Origin of the sequence: Trinickia sp. NRRL B-1857 (assembly GCF_050470685.1) — a bacterium.
Classification (GTDB): domain Bacteria; phylum Pseudomonadota; class Gammaproteobacteria; order Burkholderiales; family Burkholderiaceae; genus Trinickia.
Window position 1 is genome coordinate 833,948 of sequence record NZ_JBFLUK010000001.1, and the last position, 18,551, is coordinate 852,498.

The 18,551-nt window shown below is 63.2% G+C and carries 15 protein-coding genes; 9 read left to right on the top strand and 6 right to left on the bottom strand.

Going from position 1 to position 18,551, the window contains the following annotated elements:
* The first annotated feature begins 23 nt into the window (after positions 1–23).
* The 3 genes from AB1286_RS03710 (at position 24) to AB1286_RS03720 (ending at position 2,784) form a co-directional block, all read left to right on the top strand.
* The gene (locus AB1286_RS03710; protein ID WP_430361990.1) at positions 24–890 is read left to right on the top strand and encodes an RHS repeat-associated core domain-containing protein; all 867 of its coding nucleotides are present in this window, start codon (positions 24–26) and stop codon (positions 888–890) included.
* Positions 891–958: 68 nt separating this feature from the next.
* Positions 959–1,777 carry an RHS repeat-associated core domain-containing protein gene (locus tag AB1286_RS03715; RefSeq protein WP_430361991.1) on the top strand — a complete coding sequence of 273 codons (819 nt, stop codon included), beginning with the start codon at positions 959–961 and terminating at the stop codon, positions 1,775–1,777.
* A gap of 95 nt (positions 1,778–1,872) precedes the next feature.
* Positions 1,873–2,784 (top strand): RHS repeat-associated core domain-containing protein, encoded by a 912-nt coding sequence (locus tag AB1286_RS03720; protein ID WP_430361992.1) that lies wholly within the window; start codon positions 1,873–1,875, stop codon positions 2,782–2,784.
* Positions 2,785–2,833: 49 nt separating this feature from the next.
* Here AB1286_RS03720 and AB1286_RS03725 read toward each other — a convergent pair whose 3' ends face one another.
* Positions 2,834–3,427: a GNAT family N-acetyltransferase gene (locus AB1286_RS03725; RefSeq protein WP_430361993.1), complete on the bottom strand. Its 594-nt coding sequence runs from the start codon at positions 3,425–3,427 to the stop codon at positions 2,834–2,836.
* A gap of 233 nt (positions 3,428–3,660) precedes the next feature.
* Here AB1286_RS03725 and AB1286_RS03730 point away from each other — a divergent pair, with 233 nt between their 5' ends.
* The 4 genes from AB1286_RS03730 (at position 3,661) to AB1286_RS03745 (ending at position 10,560) form a co-directional block, all read left to right on the top strand.
* Complete coding sequence (locus AB1286_RS03730; RefSeq protein WP_430361994.1) at positions 3,661–4,893, top strand: MFS transporter; 1,233 nt, start codon at positions 3,661–3,663, stop codon at positions 4,891–4,893.
* Between the two features lie 241 nt (positions 4,894–5,134).
* Complete coding sequence (locus tag AB1286_RS03735; RefSeq protein WP_430361995.1) at positions 5,135–6,037, top strand: TetR/AcrR family transcriptional regulator; 903 nt, start codon at positions 5,135–5,137, stop codon at positions 6,035–6,037.
* Positions 6,038–6,074: 37 nt separating this feature from the next.
* Positions 6,075–8,627 carry an acyl-CoA dehydrogenase gene (locus tag AB1286_RS03740; protein ID WP_430361996.1) on the top strand — a complete coding sequence of 851 codons (2,553 nt, stop codon included), beginning with the start codon at positions 6,075–6,077 and terminating at the stop codon, positions 8,625–8,627.
* 76 nt (positions 8,628–8,703) lie between these two features.
* Positions 8,704–10,560, top strand: coding sequence for an AMP-binding protein (locus AB1286_RS03745; protein ID WP_430361997.1), 1,857 nt, complete (start codon positions 8,704–8,706; stop codon positions 10,558–10,560).
* Between the two features lie 74 nt (positions 10,561–10,634).
* On the opposite strand, the gene AB1286_RS03750 is transcribed toward AB1286_RS03745, so the two are convergent.
* Both AB1286_RS03750 and AB1286_RS03755 read right to left on the bottom strand, forming a co-directional pair.
* On the bottom strand, positions 10,635–10,922 hold the full coding sequence (locus tag AB1286_RS03750; RefSeq protein WP_430361998.1) for a hypothetical protein: 288 nt from the start codon (positions 10,920–10,922) through the stop codon (positions 10,635–10,637).
* A gap of 141 nt (positions 10,923–11,063) precedes the next feature.
* Positions 11,064–12,644, bottom strand: a complete 1,581-nt coding sequence (locus AB1286_RS03755) for an FAD-binding protein (RefSeq protein WP_430361999.1) — start codon at positions 12,642–12,644, stop codon at positions 11,064–11,066.
* Between the two features lie 345 nt (positions 12,645–12,989).
* Here AB1286_RS03755 and hfq point away from each other — a divergent pair, with 345 nt between their 5' ends.
* Complete coding sequence (hfq, locus tag AB1286_RS03760; protein ID WP_430362000.1) at positions 12,990–13,460, top strand: RNA chaperone Hfq; 471 nt, start codon at positions 12,990–12,992, stop codon at positions 13,458–13,460.
* Between the two features lie 323 nt (positions 13,461–13,783).
* Positions 13,784–14,470 carry a GntR family transcriptional regulator gene (locus tag AB1286_RS03765; RefSeq protein WP_430362001.1) on the top strand — a complete coding sequence of 229 codons (687 nt, stop codon included), beginning with the start codon at positions 13,784–13,786 and terminating at the stop codon, positions 14,468–14,470.
* Positions 14,471–14,541: 71 nt separating this feature from the next.
* Here AB1286_RS03765 and AB1286_RS03770 read toward each other — a convergent pair whose 3' ends face one another.
* From AB1286_RS03770 to AB1286_RS03780, 3 genes are read right to left on the bottom strand one after another with little or no spacing between them, the layout of a single operon-like run.
* The gene (locus tag AB1286_RS03770) at positions 14,542–15,327 is read right to left on the bottom strand and encodes a DUF2968 domain-containing protein (protein WP_430362002.1); all 786 of its coding nucleotides are present in this window, start codon (positions 15,325–15,327) and stop codon (positions 14,542–14,544) included.
* Positions 15,328–15,384: 57 nt separating this feature from the next.
* A complete protein-coding gene (locus tag AB1286_RS03775; protein ID WP_430362003.1) occupies positions 15,385–16,779 on the bottom strand; it encodes a sigma 54-interacting transcriptional regulator in 1,395 nt (464 codons plus the stop codon).
* A 21-nt stretch (positions 16,780–16,800) separates the two neighbouring features.
* Positions 16,801–18,546, bottom strand: a complete 1,746-nt coding sequence (locus tag AB1286_RS03780) for a TadG family pilus assembly protein (RefSeq protein WP_430364977.1) — start codon at positions 18,544–18,546, stop codon at positions 16,801–16,803.
* Between the last annotated feature and the right edge of the window lie 5 nt (positions 18,547–18,551).

Here is an 18,551-nt window from a genome sequence, read left to right on the forward strand (position 1 = left end):
CGAGATCGCAACGACCTACACTCATGAATAAGCCAACCATGATGGGCTACACAGGTAGCCACGGCGACACTTGCTCGAACGCTTACATATTGGGCGCCGGGTATCGCTTTTATAGCCCCGCTTTGATGCGATTTACATCAAGCGACGATTGGAGCCCCTTCGGTCTCGGCGGCATTCATCCCTATGTCTATTGCGACGACGACCCGATCAATCGCCATGACCCGTCAGGCCATGCGCCTTGGAGCTGGATCAGAAAGCTCGCGCGGTCGATAGGTTTCGGAAACAGCACGCCGACCGCCGCGAAAGACGCCACCGCCGCTGCGAGATCCACGGGGCAAGACTCGTCCGTTGTGATCACCTCCGGACGTCATATCGGGGCTGCGGAGCCGCCTCCGAACTATCGGAAGCCACCGCATCAATGGGAACCCACGGAGGAGGAAATCGACGATGAGCAGGAGGAATTGGCGCGGCGCGCCGAGGGACGGCAGCAGGCATTCGACGACATGATGGCGCCGATCAGGCAAGAAGCCGCCCTGCGACTAGCACGCGAGCACACGCAATACGTGAGCGCGCAACGACGGATAGCGGAATTGCTGAATGCCCGTCCCTCTCGTACCCGGTCAAACTCAATATACGGCCGGTATCCGTATCCCGGAGAAATCGACCCTATCGACCGCACGAGGACGCGGTTGCAGTTTAACTTTCTCACGAACATATGGCGGGCCAGAGTGTCCCATCCAGCCCCTTTCGCAAGCGAAGCGCAGCATAGTGAATCTCTCGAAATATTACGCATGCGGATTGACGCAACACTTCGCCAATTCGTATCGTCCCAAGTGCCGTACACGCCGGGGCTCTCGGCACGCACAGCGTTCAATCTCACGCCTTATTAATGGCCCCTCGGAATTCAAGCCTCGACCGCGCGAACAAGTCACCACGCAGTCCGACGTAAGGAAAGGCCATGCGTACTCGTTGCAGGCTGGGTTTTACGGGCGCCCTTAGGGATGCCGCGATGCCGGGCTACCTCTTGGGTAACGGCTATCGCATCTATCTACCGTCGTTGATGCGTTTGAACGCGCTCGACAACCTAAGCCCGTTCGGAGCGGGAGGGCTCAACGCGTACGCATACAGCGATGACGATCCCATCGATCGCATGGACCCAACCGGGCACATGAATATCGATCTCGGTGAACTGGATGCGTTACAAAGCGTGTTTGCCCATAGCGACACTCGATCGCGGCCTCCCGCGACTCGCCTCGATGAATTTCCGCGCGATACCGACCGCCCCATCGCTGCGGAAAATAGCGCAAGCCCCAAAGGGTCTCCCACGACTAAGAACCCGTCGCCGAAGCCATCGACCCCAACCGCGGTCGTCGCACCTTCCTTGCGACCGCCGCTCGGAAGCGAGCGGACCTACCTGGCATGGCGTCGGGATCCGGTTACGCCCATCGAACGAGCGCAGCGTATTCAAGCCGCCCAGTCGCTGCTCGAGAACCCTCCGCTCTTCGACGAAGAGACCTTCAACGCCGTGCCGCCGGTGGGTTGGCTCGCGAGAGGCTATCAGCAAACACTAACGCTCGAATGGACGGTCTTGACGGAACAGACTCCAATGCGTGTGCTCGCTCATGTGCACTATGCATGGGAAAACGGCGCATGGAAGAAGTTTGCGGGGCATGCATGGATCCCAGGCGTGAAAAACTGGCAATACCGCACACCCGAGGCCGTGGTCGATTTGGCACGGGACATTCCGCCGCCGCCCAGCCGAGTCGGATGGCCCTAAGCTCTTCGCCCCATTCGACCATGAGCCACGAATGGACGACATCACGTCCCCATCCGCTCGACGCGAGCGAGCGCTAACCACGAAGAGGCCACACCATGGAGCAGCCGTTTGCGATCGGATACACGGGAAGCCATGTGGATACCGGTACCCGCTATTGCGTGTTAGGAAATGGTTACCGGTGGTACAACCCTGCGCTCATGCGATTCATGTCGAGCGACGACTGGAGTCCCTTCGGTCCTGGCGGCATCAATCCTTACGTCTACTGTATGGACGATCCGATCAACGCTAGCGATCCTTCTGGGCATGCGCCGTGGGGTTGGTTGGGCAAGATGACCCGCCGCCTGCGCGCCGCTTTGCCCGACGGATCGATCGATGCGGAAAATTCCGCGCTGCATTCCAAGTCATCGAGCTCGACGCTCGCCAAGTTTTTTGGACATCATCGTCCCGAACGAAGCGGATCGATGCGAAGCGATCGCGTTCCGATCGTCGCCGCCTATCGAGAGGAGGAAGCCGCACGTGAGGCGCTCGAGAACTACCTAGCGGTGGACGAACAAGCCGAGCAAGCGTGGGCGGAAAGAATGCGGCGCGTGCCCGCACAAGCCGCGGCGGCGGCCCAAGCCGCCGAGCTTTGCGATACGGCGAAGGCCGCCGCACACGCAGAATGGCAACGGCGTCTGGACTTCGTCTTCGATGCGACGCAGTCGACGCTCAGCGAGATCGAGCAATCGCGGCCGCGATTGGAGCGTTCGCATTCTCTGTATAGCCGCTACCCCAATACGGGGCTAGATGCCGTCGGTCCGCAAAGGCTGTGGCACGAACACTTCGTCTTTCTCATCCGCAGAATGAACGACCGTCACGCGAGTTGGATCAGCGACGAGATTCGGGCGGCGATGCCGGGCCGTATCCGAGGCGACATGGAAGATACGCTGAAGGCGATGATGCGGGACCGCCCGCAGCCGCAGCGCATGGGCATGCAAGCGGCTTTCGATATCACCTCGCCCAATTGAAACCCTATCGAGTGCATTGACGTTCGAATCGGAAGCGAAGCGCTCTTACTCAAACAGTTCGACGACAACGCTCGCCCCGCTCCAATCGATATCGGGCCACCGTCTCCCCGTCGCGCTCGCCAACGAGCGCGGCGAGCCTCATTCCGATCTTCTCGGCCACGGCGCGTGACGCCTTGTTTTCCGGGTCGATGTCCGCAATGACTCGGGGCAGCTTGACCGTGTCGAGCGCGTGGGTCGCAAGCGCCTGCGCCGCCTCGCTCGCGATACCCCTTCCCCAAGCCGTCCGCACGAGTCTCCAGCCGATCTCGATCTCCGGCCCAACGCCGTGATCGGGAATGAGCATGACCCAGCCTAAGAAGACCTCGGGCGCCGCGCGTTCCCGAATCGACCAATACCCGAGGCCCGGCGGATAGGGCCGCGTGATCCGAAATTCCAAAAAGCGCCGGTGCTCGACCGGGTCGCTCCACGGCCCTTTGACGAAGCGCGTCACCTCCGGATCCCGGTCCATCGCAAGGCACGCTTCGAGATCGTCGAGCGTGCGCCCGCGAATCAGCAAACGCGGCGTATCGAGCGCGGGCAAGGCGATACCGGATCCGTGAGCCTGTGGCGCACAAATTGCACGTTTACCATTCCCTACATTCATCTGAATATCGCCCTTTTAATCGCCTTTCAACTACCAAACGATTCGCCGTCAGGTACGCGCTGCATGCCCGAAGCGCCTAGGGATTAGCCCGTAGAGCGCATTTCCGAACCCTGCGTCCGCTTAAAGAGCGCGTACACTTTGATCACCCACGGGACGATGCGTGCCGTGCGCCATAAGCATGCGAGTGGAGCGTCCGGCGCGCAAGACCTGGAGACCCAAGGAGACATAACCAAATGAAGTGGACCAAGGAACAACGGAATGTGACGATCGCGGCCTACCTAGGCTGGACGCTCGACGCATTCGACTTCTTCCTCATGGTATTCGTGCTCAAGGACATCGCGACCGAATTCCATACCAAGATCCCCGCCGTCGCTTTCGCGATCACGCTTACGCTCGCGATGCGCCCCATCGGCGCGATCATCTTCGGCCGCCTCGCCGATAAATATGGCCGGCGCCCCACGCTGATGGTGAACGTTGCGATCTACTCGCTGCTCGAATTGCTATCGGGGTTCTCCCCCAACCTCATGACGCTGCTCGTGTTGCGCGCGTTGTTCGGCATCGCGATGGGCGGCGAATGGGGCGTGGGCTCGGCACTGACGATGGAGACGATCCCGGCGCGCTCGCGCGGCGTCGTGTCAGGCCTTCTGCAAGCGGGCTACCCCAGCGGCTACCTGATCGCCTCGATCGTCTTCGGCGTCCTTTATCAGTACGTGGGCTGGCGCGGTATGTTCTTCGTCGGCGTCGCGCCGGCGTTGCTCGTGCTGTACATTCGCGGCAACGTGCCGGAATCGCCGGCCTTCAAGGCGATGGAGGCCAAGCAGCACAACCGCGCGGGCCTGCTCGCCACCATCGGTAAGAATTGGACGCTTGCGCTGTACTCGATCATCTTGATGACGGCGTTCAACTTTTTCTCGCATGGCACGCAAGATTTGTATCCGACGTTCCTGCGCGAGCAACATCACTTCGATCCGCATACGGTATCGATCATCGCCATCGTCTTGAACATCGGCGCGATCGTGGGCGGCCTCGTCTTCGGGACGATCTCGGAGAAGATCGGTAGGCGCCGCGCCATTTGCATCGCCGCGCTGATTGCCCTGCCCGTCCTGCCCTTGTGGGCGTTCTCGAGCGGCGCGGTCATGCTCGCCATCGGCGCGTTCCTCATGCAGATTTCCGTGCAAGGCGCGTGGGGCGTGATTCCCGTCCACCTGAACGAGATCTCGCCCGACGAAGTTCGCGCCACGTTCCCGGGGCTCGTCTATCAGCTCGGCAACTTGATCGCATCGGTCAATGCGACCATGCAAGCCTCGGTGGCCGCCAGCTCCGGCAACAATTATGCCTTCGCACTCGCCATCGTCGCGGGTATCGCCTCGGTCGTCATCGCCGTGTTCATTCTGTTCGGCCCCGAGCGGCGCGGCATCGACATGACGCGCTCGGCGCAGCAAGTCGCATCGTCGACCTCCGTTTAATCGCTCACCCTCGTCCACGAAGAAAGGCGCTCCGGCGCCTTTCTTCCTTTGCGCACACGAACTATCCTTGACGTGCTGCACCGCAGCGCGATCGAGCCGCGAGACGCGCTCTAGAGGAGTCCGTCGACAAACAACGCTTGCCGCGATTTCTTCACGTTTTTATCGTGCTAAAAATAAGCAAATTTCAATCAGAGACTTGAATCGCTTGTTCGCGGCCGGGTAACCGGCAAGGGAGGCGCACATGGCAGGTCGTACATCCAGCCGAAGCACCGGCGACACGAAGGCACGCATCCTCGATGCGGCCGAAGACATCTTCATCGAATGCGGCTACGAAGCAATGTCGCTGCGCCAGATCACGTCGCGTGCCGACGTGAATCTGGCGGCCGTCAACTACCATTTCGGGAGCAAGGAAGCGCTCATTCACGCGATGCTCTCGCGTCGGCTCGATAAGCTGAACGTCGAGCGCTTGAAGCTGCTCGAGCGATTCAACGCGCAGCTCGACGATCGCCTGACTTGCGAGCACGTACTCGGCGCCATGTTCATTCCGGCGCTGCGCCTTTCGCGCGATACGCGCGCAGGCGGCCCCGCTTTCCTACGCTTGCTCGGCCGAGCCTATACGGATCCGTCCGCCTTCATCCACGACTTTTTGAACGGGCACTACGCCGACGTCGCCGAACGATTTTTCGATGCGTTCCAGCGCGCGCTGCCGCATCTGCCGCGCGAGGAGCTGGGCTGGCGGCTGCACTTCGCGATCGGCGCGCTTTCGGGCGTGCTCGCGGGCGCGGATACCGACAGCCTCATCGCGGAGTTTTCCAAAGGGCAAACGATCAGCGACTTGCATCTGATCGCCCGGCTCGCGTCGTTGATGGTGGCCGCGCTCAAAGCACCGTTGCCCGATGCGGCTCAACTCGCCGCATTCGCCGCCGTGCTCGGCGATGCGGGCGACAGCTGCGACGCCGCGGCGGGCATCAGCGCATGCGGGCCGCTCGATGCCCAGCTCGACGCCACGCTCGATGCATCCGAGCACGACGAGCTCGATCGCCCAAGCGAGACCGCAGCATCGCAGCTCGTGGCGGCCACGACACTGCAAGCCGCCGCTACGCCCGCCGCGCAACTGCAAGAAGGTTCGCGCCCCGCCTTCTAACGAGGGGCGGCGCGCGCGCCGCTCGGAGGAACGCTCAATGACTTGGCTCGTCGTGGCGCTCGTCGTCGCGGGCGCGATCTTGATCTTCGCCGAAGCCGCCGCGCTCTGGTGGCTCGGCACGCTCTGTCTCTGGCTCGCCATCGTCGCGCTCACGGGCGCGGCCGGCATCGCCGGGTGCATCGCGCTCGGCATCGTCCTGATCTTGCCGGCCATGATTCTCGCGTTGGCGCCCTTGCGGCGCGCGCTCGTCAGCCGTCACCTGCTCGCGCTCTTTCGCCGCGCGCTGCCCGATATGTCGGCGACCGAGCGCGATGCGATCGAAGCGGGCACGGTTTGGTGGGATGCCGAATTGTTCACGGGCCGCCCCGACTGGGATGCGCTGCTCGCGTACGGCCCACCCGTGCTGTCCGACGAAGAGCGGGCATTCGTCGACACCGAGTGCGCGACGCTCGCCGATCTCGCGAACGACTGGGAGACCACCGCGCGTTGGCAAGATCTGTCGCCGCAAGCCTGGCGCTACGTCAAGCAAGAAGGCTTTCTCGGCATGATCATCGACCGGGATCACGGCGGCAAAGGGTTCAGCGCCTACGCCCATTCGCAAGTCGTGATGAAGCTCGCGTCGCGCTGTTCGGCTGCCACCGTGTCGGTCATGGTGCCCAACTCGCTCGGGCCCGCCGAATTGTTGCTGCACTACGGCACGCAAGCGCAAAAGGCCCACTACTTGCCGCGTCTCGCACGCGGCGAGGAAATACCGTGCTTCGCGTTGACGAACCCCTATGCCGGCTCGGATGCAGCGGCGATACCCGACGTCGGCGTCGTCTGCAAAGGCGAATACGAGGGTCGCGAAACACTGGGCTTTCGCGTGACCTGGGACAAGCGCTACATCACGCTCGGTCCGATCGCCACCGTGCTCGGTCTCGCGTTTCGCGCCCGCGATCCGCAACGCCTGCTTGGCAGCGACGTCGAGCCGGGCATCACGTGCGCGTTGATTCCCACGTCGCACCCTGGCGTCGTGATCGGCCGCCGGCATTGGCCGCTAAACGCCGTCTTCCAAAACGGTCCGACCTCGGGCAAAGACGTCTTCATTCCGATCGATTGGGTAATCGGCGGCCCCGCGCAAGTGGGTAACGGCTGGCGCATGCTGATGGAATGCCTTGCGGCCGGCCGGGCGATCTCGTTGCCGTCGGCCGGGGTGGGTACGGCGAAACTGGCCGTTCGCGGCACAAGCGCCTATGCCGCGCTACGCCGCCAGTTCAAAACGCCGATCGGCAAATTCGAAGGCATTCACGAAGCGCTAGGCCGCATGGGCGGCAACCTGTACGTCATGGATGCGATGCGCCGGCTATGTGCGCAAGCGGTCGATCTTGGCGAGAAGCCTGCCGTGCTATCGGCGATCGCTAAATACCACGTAACCGAGCGATCGCGCCGCGTCATCAACGATGCGATGGATATCGCCGGCGGTAAAGGCATCTGCATGGGCCCCTCGAATTTTCTCGCGCGCGCCTATCAACAATTGCCGATTTCCATCACCGTCGAAGGCGCCAACATTCTGACGCGCTCGCTCATCATCTTCGGGCAAGGATCGATAAGGTGTCATCCGTACCTGCTCAAGGAGATGACGGCCGCGCGCGATGACGACGACGAGCGCGCGCTCATCGCGTTCGACTACGCGCTGTTCCGGCATGCGGCATTTTTCGCCTCGAACGCATTGCGCAGCTTCGCGCATGGCATAACCTGCGGCGCGTTTCTCAGAAGGCCAAAGGCCGCGAGCCCGACGCTCGCCAACTACTATCGCGCCGTCACGCGCCTTTGCATCGCGTTCGCTTTCGTAGCCGACGCCTCGATGCTATTGCTAGGCGGCGCCTTGAAACGCCGCGAGCGGCTATCGGCGCGCCTGGGCGACGTGCTTTCGCAACTCGTGCTGATGTCGGCTACGCTCAAGCGCTTCGAAGACGAGGGCGCCCACCCCGAGGACCTCCCGTTCGTGCGATGGGGCGTCAAGGACGCGCTGCTCGCGGCCGAGCAGGCATTCGAGGGCCTCTTCGCGAACTATCCGAATCGATTCGCCGCCGGCCTCATCCGCACGCTTGCCTTCCCGCTCGGATTGCGCCACCGGCCGCCCTCCGACGGACTCGTCAGTACGATCGCGCTGCTGTTGCAAACGCCATGCGGGGCACGCGAGCGGCTGCTCGCCGATTCGCATGTGCCCGCGCAACCCGATTCGAACGATCCCGTCGCGTGCGGCGAGCGATTGCTCGAGCTCTGTCAACAAGTGGCCGAAATCGAGACGAAACTGCGCGAGGCCGTACGCAGCGGTCATGCGCGGCCCATGCCGCAAAGCTTGGCCGAATTGCCGCAATGGGCCCGCATCGCCGAAGAGCGCGCATGGATCGAGCCGCGCGAGCGCGAGGTGCTCGATCGCTACGCGCGCGACGGTGCGAACTTGGTACACGTCGACGACTTTCCCACCGATTTCGATCGCACGGCGAGCGGACCTGCCGTCGGCTCGCAAGCCACGCATGACGCGCCGCCCACCCCGCGCGGCGACGACGAGCAGCCGGTCGGCAAGACCGCCCCCGCCGATCTTTGAATCAACGCCGGTCGCCCTCGATCGGCTTGATCGCCGCGGGGTCGTCGCGGCGACGACAACCCAGGGAGAAAACGATATGGATCAACCCATTGCCCCGCAGGCGGCATCGGGCGCATTAGGCGCGCTCGCCGGCATGCATCTCGATGCAGCGGATACGGACGGTGTCTGGTATGCCTCATATCCGCCCGACGTGCCGCACGAGATCGACGTCGGTCAATACGCCTCGGTCGCTCACTTCTTCGACGAATGCACGTCGCGCTTCAGCGGTCGAACGGCTTTCGTCAGCATCGGCTCCGAGATGTCGTACGACACGCTGGCCCATAAAGCAAAGGCATTCGCGGCCTATCTGCAAAGGATAGGCATCGGGCGTGGCGATCGCGTCGCGATCATGCTGCCCAACACGTTTCAATATCCGGTGTGTTTGTTCGGCGTCCTAAAGGCCGGCGCCGTCGTCGTCAACGTCAACCCGCTCTATACGCCGCGAGAACTCGCGCATCAACTGAAGGATAGCGGCGCGAAAGCGATCGTCGTCTTCGAGAATTTCGCGAAAACGCTCGAACAGGCCATGCCCGGCACGGCCGTCGAACATGTCGTCGTGACGGCGCTCGGCGATCTATTGGGCGAAACGATCAATGCGAAGGGTCGCCTGCTCAACTTCGTCGTCAAGCGCGTTCAGAAGATGGTGCCGCCGTATCGCCTGCCCCAATCGGTGCGAATGCGCGAAGCCCTTGCCCTAGGCGCCAAATCTCCGTTCATGCCGGTCGACGTTACGCACGACGACCTGGCGTTTTTGCAGTACACGGGGGGGACCACGGGTGTCGCCAAGGGCGCGATGCTGACGCATCGCAATGTGGTCGCCAACCTGCTGCAAGCCAAAGCTTGGGCCGAAAGTCAATTGAGCGGCGACGTCGAGACGGTGCTCACACCGCTGCCGCTTTATCACATCCTCTCGCTGACAGTTAACGGATTGATCTTCCTCGGCCTCGGCGGCCGCAACATTCTGATCGCCAATCCGCGCGATATGAAGCGCGTCATGCGGATTTTGCGCAACCAAACGTTCTCCGGCATCTTGGCGATCAACACGCTCTATAAGGCCTTTCTCGACAACGAAGAATTCTGCAAGCGGGATTTTTCCAACTTGAAGCTGGCGATGGCGGGCGGGATGGCGACGCAACGCGCCGTCGCGGATCGCTTCAAAGCGGTGACGGGAAAACCGATCGTCGAAGGTTACGGCCTTACCGAGTGCTCGCCGATCGTCGCGTTGAATCCCGTCGATTTGAAGCATCTGCGCGAATTCGACGGTTCGGTCGGTCTTCCCGCACCGTCGACACTGGTCCGCTTTCGCAAGGAAGACGGCGCATGGGCCGGCATCGGCGAGGCCGGCGAGCTATGCGTGAAGGGACCGCAAGTCATGAAAGGCTATTGGATGCGGCCCGACGAAACGGCGAAAGTCCTCGACGCCGACGGCTGGCTCGCAACCGGCGACATCGGCATCATGGACAGCGCCGGCTTCATCAAGCTCATCGACCGCAAGAAGGACATGATCCTCGTGTCGGGTTTCAACGTCTATCCGAGCGAAATCGAAGATGTGATTGCGATGCATCCGGGCGTGCGGGAAGTCGCGGCGATTGGGATCCCCGACGACGCGCAAGGCGAGCGCGTGAAGGTCTTCATCGTACCGCGCGCGCCTGGACTCACGCGCGACGAGATCTTGCAGCACTGCCGCCAGCATCTGACGGGCTACAAGGTGCCTAAGCTGATCGAATTCCGCGACGAGTTGCCGCAGACGAACGTGGGCAAGATCTTGCGGCGGGCCCTACGCGACGAAGAACTCGCCAAGCTCGACACGCTACGCAATGCGACCGCTAATACTGCAAATACGGCTGATACCGCTAATACCGACGGCGCCACGCCGCCAACGGCGATGCACTGAGGTGCGTTCGCACGGCGGCGGTCCAAGCAACTCGCGCGCGGTCGTCGCCGGAGATACCCCCGTCGCGGCGAGTTTCATTGCCGGGAAACGGGCGGCACCGCATCGATCTCGAACGCTATCGCCCAGGCGTCGGTCGTGCGTCCCTGCGCGCGCGGGTCGACCGCCGTCGAATGAAAGTCCCGGCCGTACGCAAGCGATAAACTTCGCAGTACGAAACAATCGGACGAACGCAATACGCCCTCGATCCGCCCCGGCCAATCGCGCAGCGTTTCGTACCAAAGCACGCCCATATCCGCGCCGGCGCGAAGGTACCGTGCGTCCGCTCCTTGCCGGAGCGCTGCGTACGAGCGGCTGATAGGCATAGCGGCGTCGATCAGGACAAGCAAGCGCGCGGATGCCCTATTTCGAGCGGCAACGCAATCGAGGCCCGGCACCGCGCAACTCATCGCCGCTACGCGGAGGCTCGAACGCAAAAAGGTGCGGCGATCCATCGTCGAAACTCCTCACAACACACCGCGTTTCGCCCGCCAAGCGCGAGGCCAGATGCCGGACTTGCCCGGCGCGAGAATACCGTCGGGATCGAGCGCGTCTTTGATCGTCTCCGACATTTTGAGCAGCGCGCCGTCGTTGAAATCGTACTGGGACGCGGCGAAATCCATCGTCGCCAAATGCGTGCGGTAGACACCATAGCCCTCGGCGCGCGTATCGCTCATTAACACGCGCTGCAAGTCGGCCGCGGCATCCACTTGATGCGGATCGGTGCGGTCGAAGATGGTCGCGACGATGTGATGCAAGTGCCGCTGGCCGGCCGTGAATCCGCCGTAATAGTCGAATCCGTACTCGGCTAAACGCGCCTTGGCCACCGAATATTGCCGCATCGCATCGGGTCCCGTGAAAGGGCAAATCGGCGAAAAATCGACATGCGCGCCCGTGCCGCCGCGCCAGTCGAGCATGCGAAATGCGCTCATCGCGGGGATGCCGGCCATGTTCCCCTCGCTGCCGCCCGTCGGCACATCGCCTGCCTCGTACCGGTGGGCCTCGATTGCGGCGCCGGGCAAACGCGCGAATGCTTTTTGCGCAGCGGCGAAACGCACATCGACGATATCGCGCTCGCCATAAAGGGCGAAGTGAACGTTCCAGCGGCCGATGCCGAGCCGCGCGACGATGGCGTCAACGACCGATTCGGGCAGCGGGCCAGCTCCGTCGTACCAATCCGCGCGCGAGGAGACGCCCGCGGCATGGCGAATCGCCCCTTCGATGACGGCATGGTTCTGGACGATTTCGTTCAACCTCAATGGCCGAAGCGTTTCGACGGCGGCCGCGAGGTCGTCCTCGCGCGGCAGCTTGACGTGCGCGATCAAGTAAGCCGGCGGTTGGGGCATGAGCCAAAGGCCGAGCTTCGTGACGATGCCGAAGTTCGATTGCATGAACATCGTGTCGTAGGACGGCCCAAACCCCGCCTTGTACAACTGCCACGTGCGGCCGATTTCGATCGCCCCCATCCCCGTGCGCACGAGCTCTCCGTTCGCGAGCATGACTTCCATGCCGCATTGAGCCGCCGCATGATCGCCATAGGCGGTGTAGCCGAAGCCCCGCTCCAGTGCATTGCCGAGCACGCTGCCCCACCCGGCGGCAGCGGGATCGATCCATAGCTTCATACCATGCCGGCGCAAGTAGTCATGCAAATCGAAATAAGTCACGCCGGGCTCCACGAGCGCATAGGCCAGCGTCTCGTCCACTTCGACAATGCGATTCATGCGCTTTAAGTCGAGTACGACCGACCCTCGCAAACGCGGGGCCGCGCCGCCATAGGCGAAGTTTCGTCCCGTCGAGACGGGCCAAAGCGGCAGCCGATACGCCCGCGCGATCTTGAGCACCTCCCGAATTTCGTCGGTCGATCGCGGCAACACCGCCGCCGATGCGGCGAAAGATTGCGCCATGGGTTGCGGCGTAAATGGATCGGCATAGTCGTCCAGACGATCCTTTGCGCGCTGTACGTTCGCTTCCCCCACGACGGACGCCAACTCGCGCAACGCGCGCAAAAACTGCGTTTCGGACAGGTTCGGAGGGTGTACGCTCGTCATCGAATACTCCTGCGCGCGTCGAAACAATGGCTCAAGGCGCGGCAAAGCGCGACCGGTGCGATGCCGTCCGAATTTTCTTCATTCATGATAGGCACTGCCGATGCTGCTTCAAGAAAACGAGTGCGGCAAATACCGCTTTTGGCCCCGACACCCTGCCGCGCGGGGGCCGGGCAGTGCGAAAGATCGGCGAAAAACGACGTCGCGACGCATGTATACGGACGATCTCAGCCAAATCGATACGCGCATCGCGCGCCCGGGGTAAAATCCCGGCCAATCGTGAATCGTGCGCGCCTCGTCGCGCAGCCGCCAACTAACCGTGGAGCAGCCCCCGCTGCTGTACTCGCAATGCCGAATCCGTCCGAATCGCATCCGCAGAACGACTTCATGAACGCCGCGCGCAAGGAGCGCAAGCGCGTCGAGATCTATCTCGTCAACGGCATCCGCCTGACGGGATGCATCGAGTCGTTCGACCAATACCTCGTCATGCTGCGCACGCCCGTGGGGCTGCAAGGCATCTACAAACGCGCCATTTCGACGATCCAGATCGATACGGGTACGCGCCCCGGCCCACGCGGCCCGCGTCCCGGCGGCGGTTACGGCGAACGTCACGGCCCGCGTGAAGGGTCGGGGCCGCGCGAAGCACGCGAGCCGAGGGAGCCGCGCGAGCCACGTGAAGGATACGGTCCGTCCTCGAGCAGCGAGCATCGCTCGTCCGAAGGGCCCGTCGTCGTCACGCGCCGGCGTCGTCCGTTCAGCACACTGCAAAACAACAACCCGTCCAGCGATACGAACGGCTCGGATCACCGCGACGAGTAACCGCGGCGGCCGCCGCGCGGCGCCGTTGCCGGCTAACGCTGTGCCTCGTCCCGCGGCGACGCCCTGCTCCCGGATTGCGTTCGCTTAAGTCCCGTTCGAACGAAGCGATGTGCTCGCCTTTGGCGATGCGCGTCGCATATTGTTCAGACTATTTTTAGCAATCCGGTCGGCGATCCCGAAGCTTTCTCGGCGCACCCACCGTCCAAGCGGCGACCGCATCGAACTAGTGCGCGCCGCCCCTGGCCATCATCCTTCCCGTCCCGCGAATCGCATCGCCCCCAGCGCTTGGTATACCATTATGCCGACCGATGATGGGACACCCTATGCAAACGAAGATCGATTCCACGGCTGACGCCCTCGCACAATCGCTGCGCGCGGCTATCGCGACAGGCGAATTGGGCGACGGCATGCGTCTAGTCGAGCGTGACCTGGCCGCCCGCTTCGCCGTCAGCCGAATCCCCTTGCGCGAAGCACTGAAAAAGCTCGAGGCCGAAGGCCTCGTCGAGATCTATCCGAACCGCGGCGCCACGGTGCGCGCGCTTACGCCGAGCGACGTCGAGGAAATCTATGCGATGCGCACATTACTCGAGGGCGATGCGATCTTTCGCGCCGTGAAGCAGATGGACGAGGAAACGATCGTGCGTGCGGAGCTCGTGCATCGACTGTTAGGCAAGACGAAGACGGCCGATAAGCAAGGCGAGTTGAACCGAGAGTTCCACGAATTGCTGTACGCGCCTTGCGGCAACGCCCGGCAATTGAAGGCGATTCGCGAACTGCGCGGCCAGGTCGAACGCTACGAGCGGCTACAAAGCACGCTGCTCGCCGATACGGCCGCGTTTCAGCCCGAGCACGAGGCTATTTTGGAGGCTTGCCGGCAGCGCGATGCGCGCGGCGCGCGCGCCATGACGGCGACCCATTTGGCGAGCGCGAAGCGCATCGTCGAACGAGTCGTCACGCAAGCATTCGCCGAGCGGCGACCCGATCCCCTCGCCGCACGAGACGCTAGATGAGATAAGGCGGTCGCAGCTGTCGCGGACCGAGGCAACGAGTGGCATCGAGCGCGCCCGATGCCACCGAGGTCTCAATGCTTGCTGCGGCGATGCGAATGCGGATGCTTAGCCGGCAGACCCTGCTGCGTTTCACGTTGCAGCAGATGGATTTGGTGCTGCATGGCGCTCAACTGTTCCTGAGCCGCCGCCTTCTGCGTCTGCAATGCCACCGCCTCTTCGCGAGCTTGCTTTTGGCGGGCGGCGACGAGCGCTTGCTGCTTATGCGCCACCTCGAGATCCGCTTGCAGGCGATCGGCTCGTGCTTGCGCCTTCGCGAGCTGCTCTTCCGTATAAGCCTTTTGCGCCGCGAGTACCGTGCGCTTGATCTCGACATCGGCAAGCTGCGCACTGCGTCGCACGAACTCGGCATAGACCGATTCCGCGTAGTCGGCGTTCGTCGTCTTGATCACGCGCCAGAAATTCTTCTGCTGAAAGAGCACCGCGTAATACGTCATGTCGGTACCGTGCAAAAGCAGGCTCGCGCCGTACGTACCGTTGTATGCCGTGCGCAATTCGGAGAGCTCGTTGCCGTGCATCAATTGTTGCAATTGCGCAACATCACCCTGCCCATCCGTCGCTTCATCGTCCTTTGACGCTGACTGATCCGCTGACGTGACCGGAGCCGACAACTGCGTCGAAGCAGCTGACGAAGTGGTCAGGACAGGTGCCGCCGGCGCAGCCGAAGCCGTTGCCGTCGGTACAACGTTTGCCGTGTCTTGCGCGGCCGACTGCGCCGTGGCGCAGCCGTCGATACCCAATCCCCCGATTGCGATAAGCGCTGTTAGCGCGGTCCCCCGCATACGCGAATAGTGGCTCATGTGTCGTTTCCTGCTGGAATAGTTCTACTTTTGAGACAGCTTGACTCAAGCGCGCCATTATCCCTCACTTTCCCGCGTTTCGGGCTCCTCATCGAATATCTGGTACTTCCTCATTTTTTCCCACAAGACTTTTCGGCTGATCCCGAGGTATTGTGCTGTGTCCTGCCGTCGCCACGCATTCGACGCGAGCGCGGCGAGCACGCGTTCGCGCTCGGCCATATCCCATTTGCTGCGGTCGACGACGATCTGCGCCACGCTTTCGGCCGGCGCCGGTTGCGCATTGCGGGCGTGGGCGATGAGCCGGCGCAAGCGCTCGGTATCCCACGCGCCGATCTGACGCACGGTCACGCCGATCCGCTCGGCGAGGTTGCGCAATTCGCGTACGTTGCCGGGGAAGTAGGTATCGGCAACGGCATCGGCCAGCCAGTACGGAATTTCGGGCAGCGCCGCGAGCCGCTGCGCGCCGACCACCGCGGCGATGAAGGCCTTGAAGATCGCGATCTTCTCCACGGCGCCGCGCTCCTCCAGCGACGGGATCCGCAACTCGATGACGGCGAGCCGGTAATACAGATCGGCCCGAAAAGCGCCGTCCTTCACGAGCTGCGGCAGGTCCTTGTTGGTCGCGGCCACCAGCCGGAAGTCGACCTTGACAGGCACGGCCGACCCGATGCGCGTCACCGCGCAATCCTCGAGCACCCGCAACAGCTTGACCTGTTGGTATAGCGGCAAGTCGCCGATCTCGTCCAGGAAGAGCGTGCCCCCGTCGGCTTGCTCGAAGTAGCCCTTATGCGAGCCCACCGCCCCCGTAAACGACCCCTTCGCATGGCCGAAGAACAGCGACTCGAATAAGCCGTCCGGAATCGCGCCGCAATTGACGGCGACAAACGGGCCGTCGCGAAGTCGATTGTGCTTCTCATGCAGCAGTTGCGCGATACGCTCCTTGCCCACGCCGGTCTCTCCGCGAATCAAGACGCTCGTGTCGCAATCGGCGAACGTGTCGACCTCGTGCAGCAGCGCCTGCATGCACTCCGATTGTGCAACGAGCACCGTGGGCGCCAAAGCCTGCGCCGCATGTGCGCGCAGTTGCGTGAGCAGCTTCGTCACCATGCCGCGCAGCTCGGCGCACGTGAAGTCGAGCGGAAGCACGTGCGAGTATTCGGGCGGGTACATGGCCGGATCGCGCTCGCGCGGCAACGCGCCGACCCAAATCACCGGCATGCCGGTGTGAGCCTGCCAATCGCGCAGCTTCGCGCCGCTGCCGCCGATCACGCTCACGCTAATGACGGCAAGGGAAGCACGCGACGGGTTGCGCTCGGGCGCATTCGTCATATCGTCTGCGCGAATGACGTCGACGTCGAAGCTCGACATGCAGCGCACTACGCGCTCGACGATGTCAGCCTTGCCCTCCCAGACATAAATGTCCAGTTCCTCGATCGTATGGCCGGTTCTCATCGTTATTAGGGATCCTAAACATCAATAAACCAATTTCGACGCACCGCACGTGAGCGAAAGATCGTGCACGGTGGCTACGCCGACTTGAACGCCGAGCAGTTGCAACAGCGGATCGACGGCCGGATCGATTCCCGAGAGCAACTGATCGAGCGTGGGAGAGACGACGGCAAGCAGCGCGTCGACGAACTCGCCGATCGGTAGGGACACGCCGCCGAGCAGCGTCACGTTCAGCGAATCGGGCTGCGCGAGCGACGCGGTCAAACCTTGAAGCGCGCCGGCCAATATGCTGCCGACGGCGTTGGAATCGGCGCTTTGGTACGCGCCGTCGGTCGGCGCGGCGCCCACGAAGGTCAGCGTCGTCGCCGACGACGGCGGCACGGTCGCGGGCAGCGCCGCGTTTGCCGTCACCGTGACGACATTGGCGACGTTCACGAGCGTGGCCGGCTTCGTGCACGAAAACGGCTGCGAGGCCGAAAGATTCGCGGGCGGATCGCCGAGGCATACATTCGCAAGCCCGGGCTGCACCCCGATCGTCGAGGTGCTGGCCGCTTGCGTCGGTGCGCAATTCGTCGATTGCAACCAGGCGGTGCCCGGCGCGGCTTCGAGCGAAAGCGGTAGATTCACGCCGATCGAACCGATGACAGGCAGCATAGGCGTGCCGAGCGCGACGTCGAGGTAAAGGCGCACCTGCGCGGTGCTCGCTTGCGTACGCCAGCGCTGCTTGATCGGATCGAAGCCCGCCTCTCCGACGGCCAGGACCGGCGGCTCGACGATTTGCACCTTCAGCGTCGCACCGAGGCCGGCGAGTTGGAGCCCTGCCGCGATATCGATCGGCGGCTGCCCCGCCTTCGCCACCTCGGCCGCGACGAGCAACGCATCGAACGGGCTCACGGTCGCGTCCAGCGCCGCCTCCCCGTCCGCCGCGGCGAGTGCGATCACGCCGTGTCCGCCCGCTCCATCGCCCAGCGCAAACGAGGCCGCGCCGGCACTCGCCCCCCCGGCGATCGCTTGCAACGTCGCGACATCGGTCTGCAAGTTCGCATCGGCGATCGTCGTCGACGACAACGCCCCGATCATCAAGCGAGCCAGTTGCTCGACGTTCACCTGCGTCGCGAGCAATTGATCGACGGTGCCGACGCCGGCCGCGGCCATGAGATCGCGAACGCGCACGCGCGCATTGGCGAGCGATTCGTACGAGGCGACGGAAAGATTCAAATTCGCACCGAGCAGCGCGCTCAACGTTGCATTGACGAGGCCGCCTTGCAGTTGCGCGAGCGTCGTGCCGACCGTGAACGCGCCGAGGTCGGTCGCCTCGGCTGTCGCGCTGGCGCTCAGCGTGCGAGTCGGACCGAGGAAGAAGTAAGGCACGCTGCGCGTCGCCGTCACATGGACCGCGTTGAGCGGCGTGGTCGCGTTCGTCTCGGCAAAATAGCTCGGGGCGGCATTGGCGCTCGGATCCCAGCGTCCGCACACGACGCTCAGTGTCTGGCCCGTCGCATCGGCGGAAAAGCCGTTGATCGCCGCGTTCGCCCGGGCGATCGCCGTCGGCTTCACGCACCCGTCGTTCATGGTTTGCGCAGCGGCCAAAGCCGCCAGATCGGCGGTCCGCTGCAATGCACGCCGTGCGAAAAAAATATTGCCCACGTCGAGCGCGCCGAGCGACGCGATCAACACGCTCAAGAACAACGCGACGATCGGTGCGACGGCGCCGCGCTCGGCGCGATGCGGCCGCCGCAGGTGGTGCGGCACACTGGCGGCGATCGGCAAGCGAT

Excerpts from the sequence above, each read along its gene's own strand:
- AB1286_RS03745 (WP_430361997.1), top strand. The coding sequence starts at position 8,704 with ATGGATCAACCCATTGCCCCGCAGGCGGCATCGGGCGCATTAGGCGCG.
- AB1286_RS03775 (WP_430362003.1), bottom strand. The coding sequence starts at position 16,779 with ATGAGAACCGGCCATACGATCGAGGAACTGGACATTTATGTCTGGGAG.
- AB1286_RS03730 (WP_430361994.1), top strand. The coding sequence starts at position 3,661 with ATGAAGTGGACCAAGGAACAACGGAATGTGACGATCGCGGCCTACCTA.
- AB1286_RS03750 (WP_430361998.1), bottom strand. The coding sequence starts at position 10,922 with ATGCCTATCAGCCGCTCGTACGCAGCGCTCCGGCAAGGAGCGGACGCA.
- AB1286_RS03770 (WP_430362002.1), bottom strand. The coding sequence starts at position 15,327 with ATGAGCCACTATTCGCGTATGCGGGGGACCGCGCTAACAGCGCTTATC.
- AB1286_RS03710 (WP_430361990.1), top strand. The coding sequence starts at position 24 with ATGAATAAGCCAACCATGATGGGCTACACAGGTAGCCACGGCGACACT.
- AB1286_RS03725 (WP_430361993.1), bottom strand. The coding sequence starts at position 3,427 with ATGAATGTAGGGAATGGTAAACGTGCAATTTGTGCGCCACAGGCTCAC.
- hfq (WP_430362000.1), top strand. The coding sequence starts at position 12,990 with ATGCCGAATCCGTCCGAATCGCATCCGCAGAACGACTTCATGAACGCC.
- AB1286_RS03720 (WP_430361992.1), top strand. The coding sequence starts at position 1,873 with ATGGAGCAGCCGTTTGCGATCGGATACACGGGAAGCCATGTGGATACC.
- AB1286_RS03755 (WP_430361999.1), bottom strand. The coding sequence starts at position 12,644 with ATGACGAGCGTACACCCTCCGAACCTGTCCGAAACGCAGTTTTTGCGC.
- AB1286_RS03735 (WP_430361995.1), top strand. The coding sequence starts at position 5,135 with ATGGCAGGTCGTACATCCAGCCGAAGCACCGGCGACACGAAGGCACGC.
- AB1286_RS03765 (WP_430362001.1), top strand. The coding sequence starts at position 13,784 with ATGCAAACGAAGATCGATTCCACGGCTGACGCCCTCGCACAATCGCTG.
- AB1286_RS03715 (WP_430361991.1), top strand. The coding sequence starts at position 959 with ATGCGTACTCGTTGCAGGCTGGGTTTTACGGGCGCCCTTAGGGATGCC.
- AB1286_RS03740 (WP_430361996.1), top strand. The coding sequence starts at position 6,075 with ATGACTTGGCTCGTCGTGGCGCTCGTCGTCGCGGGCGCGATCTTGATC.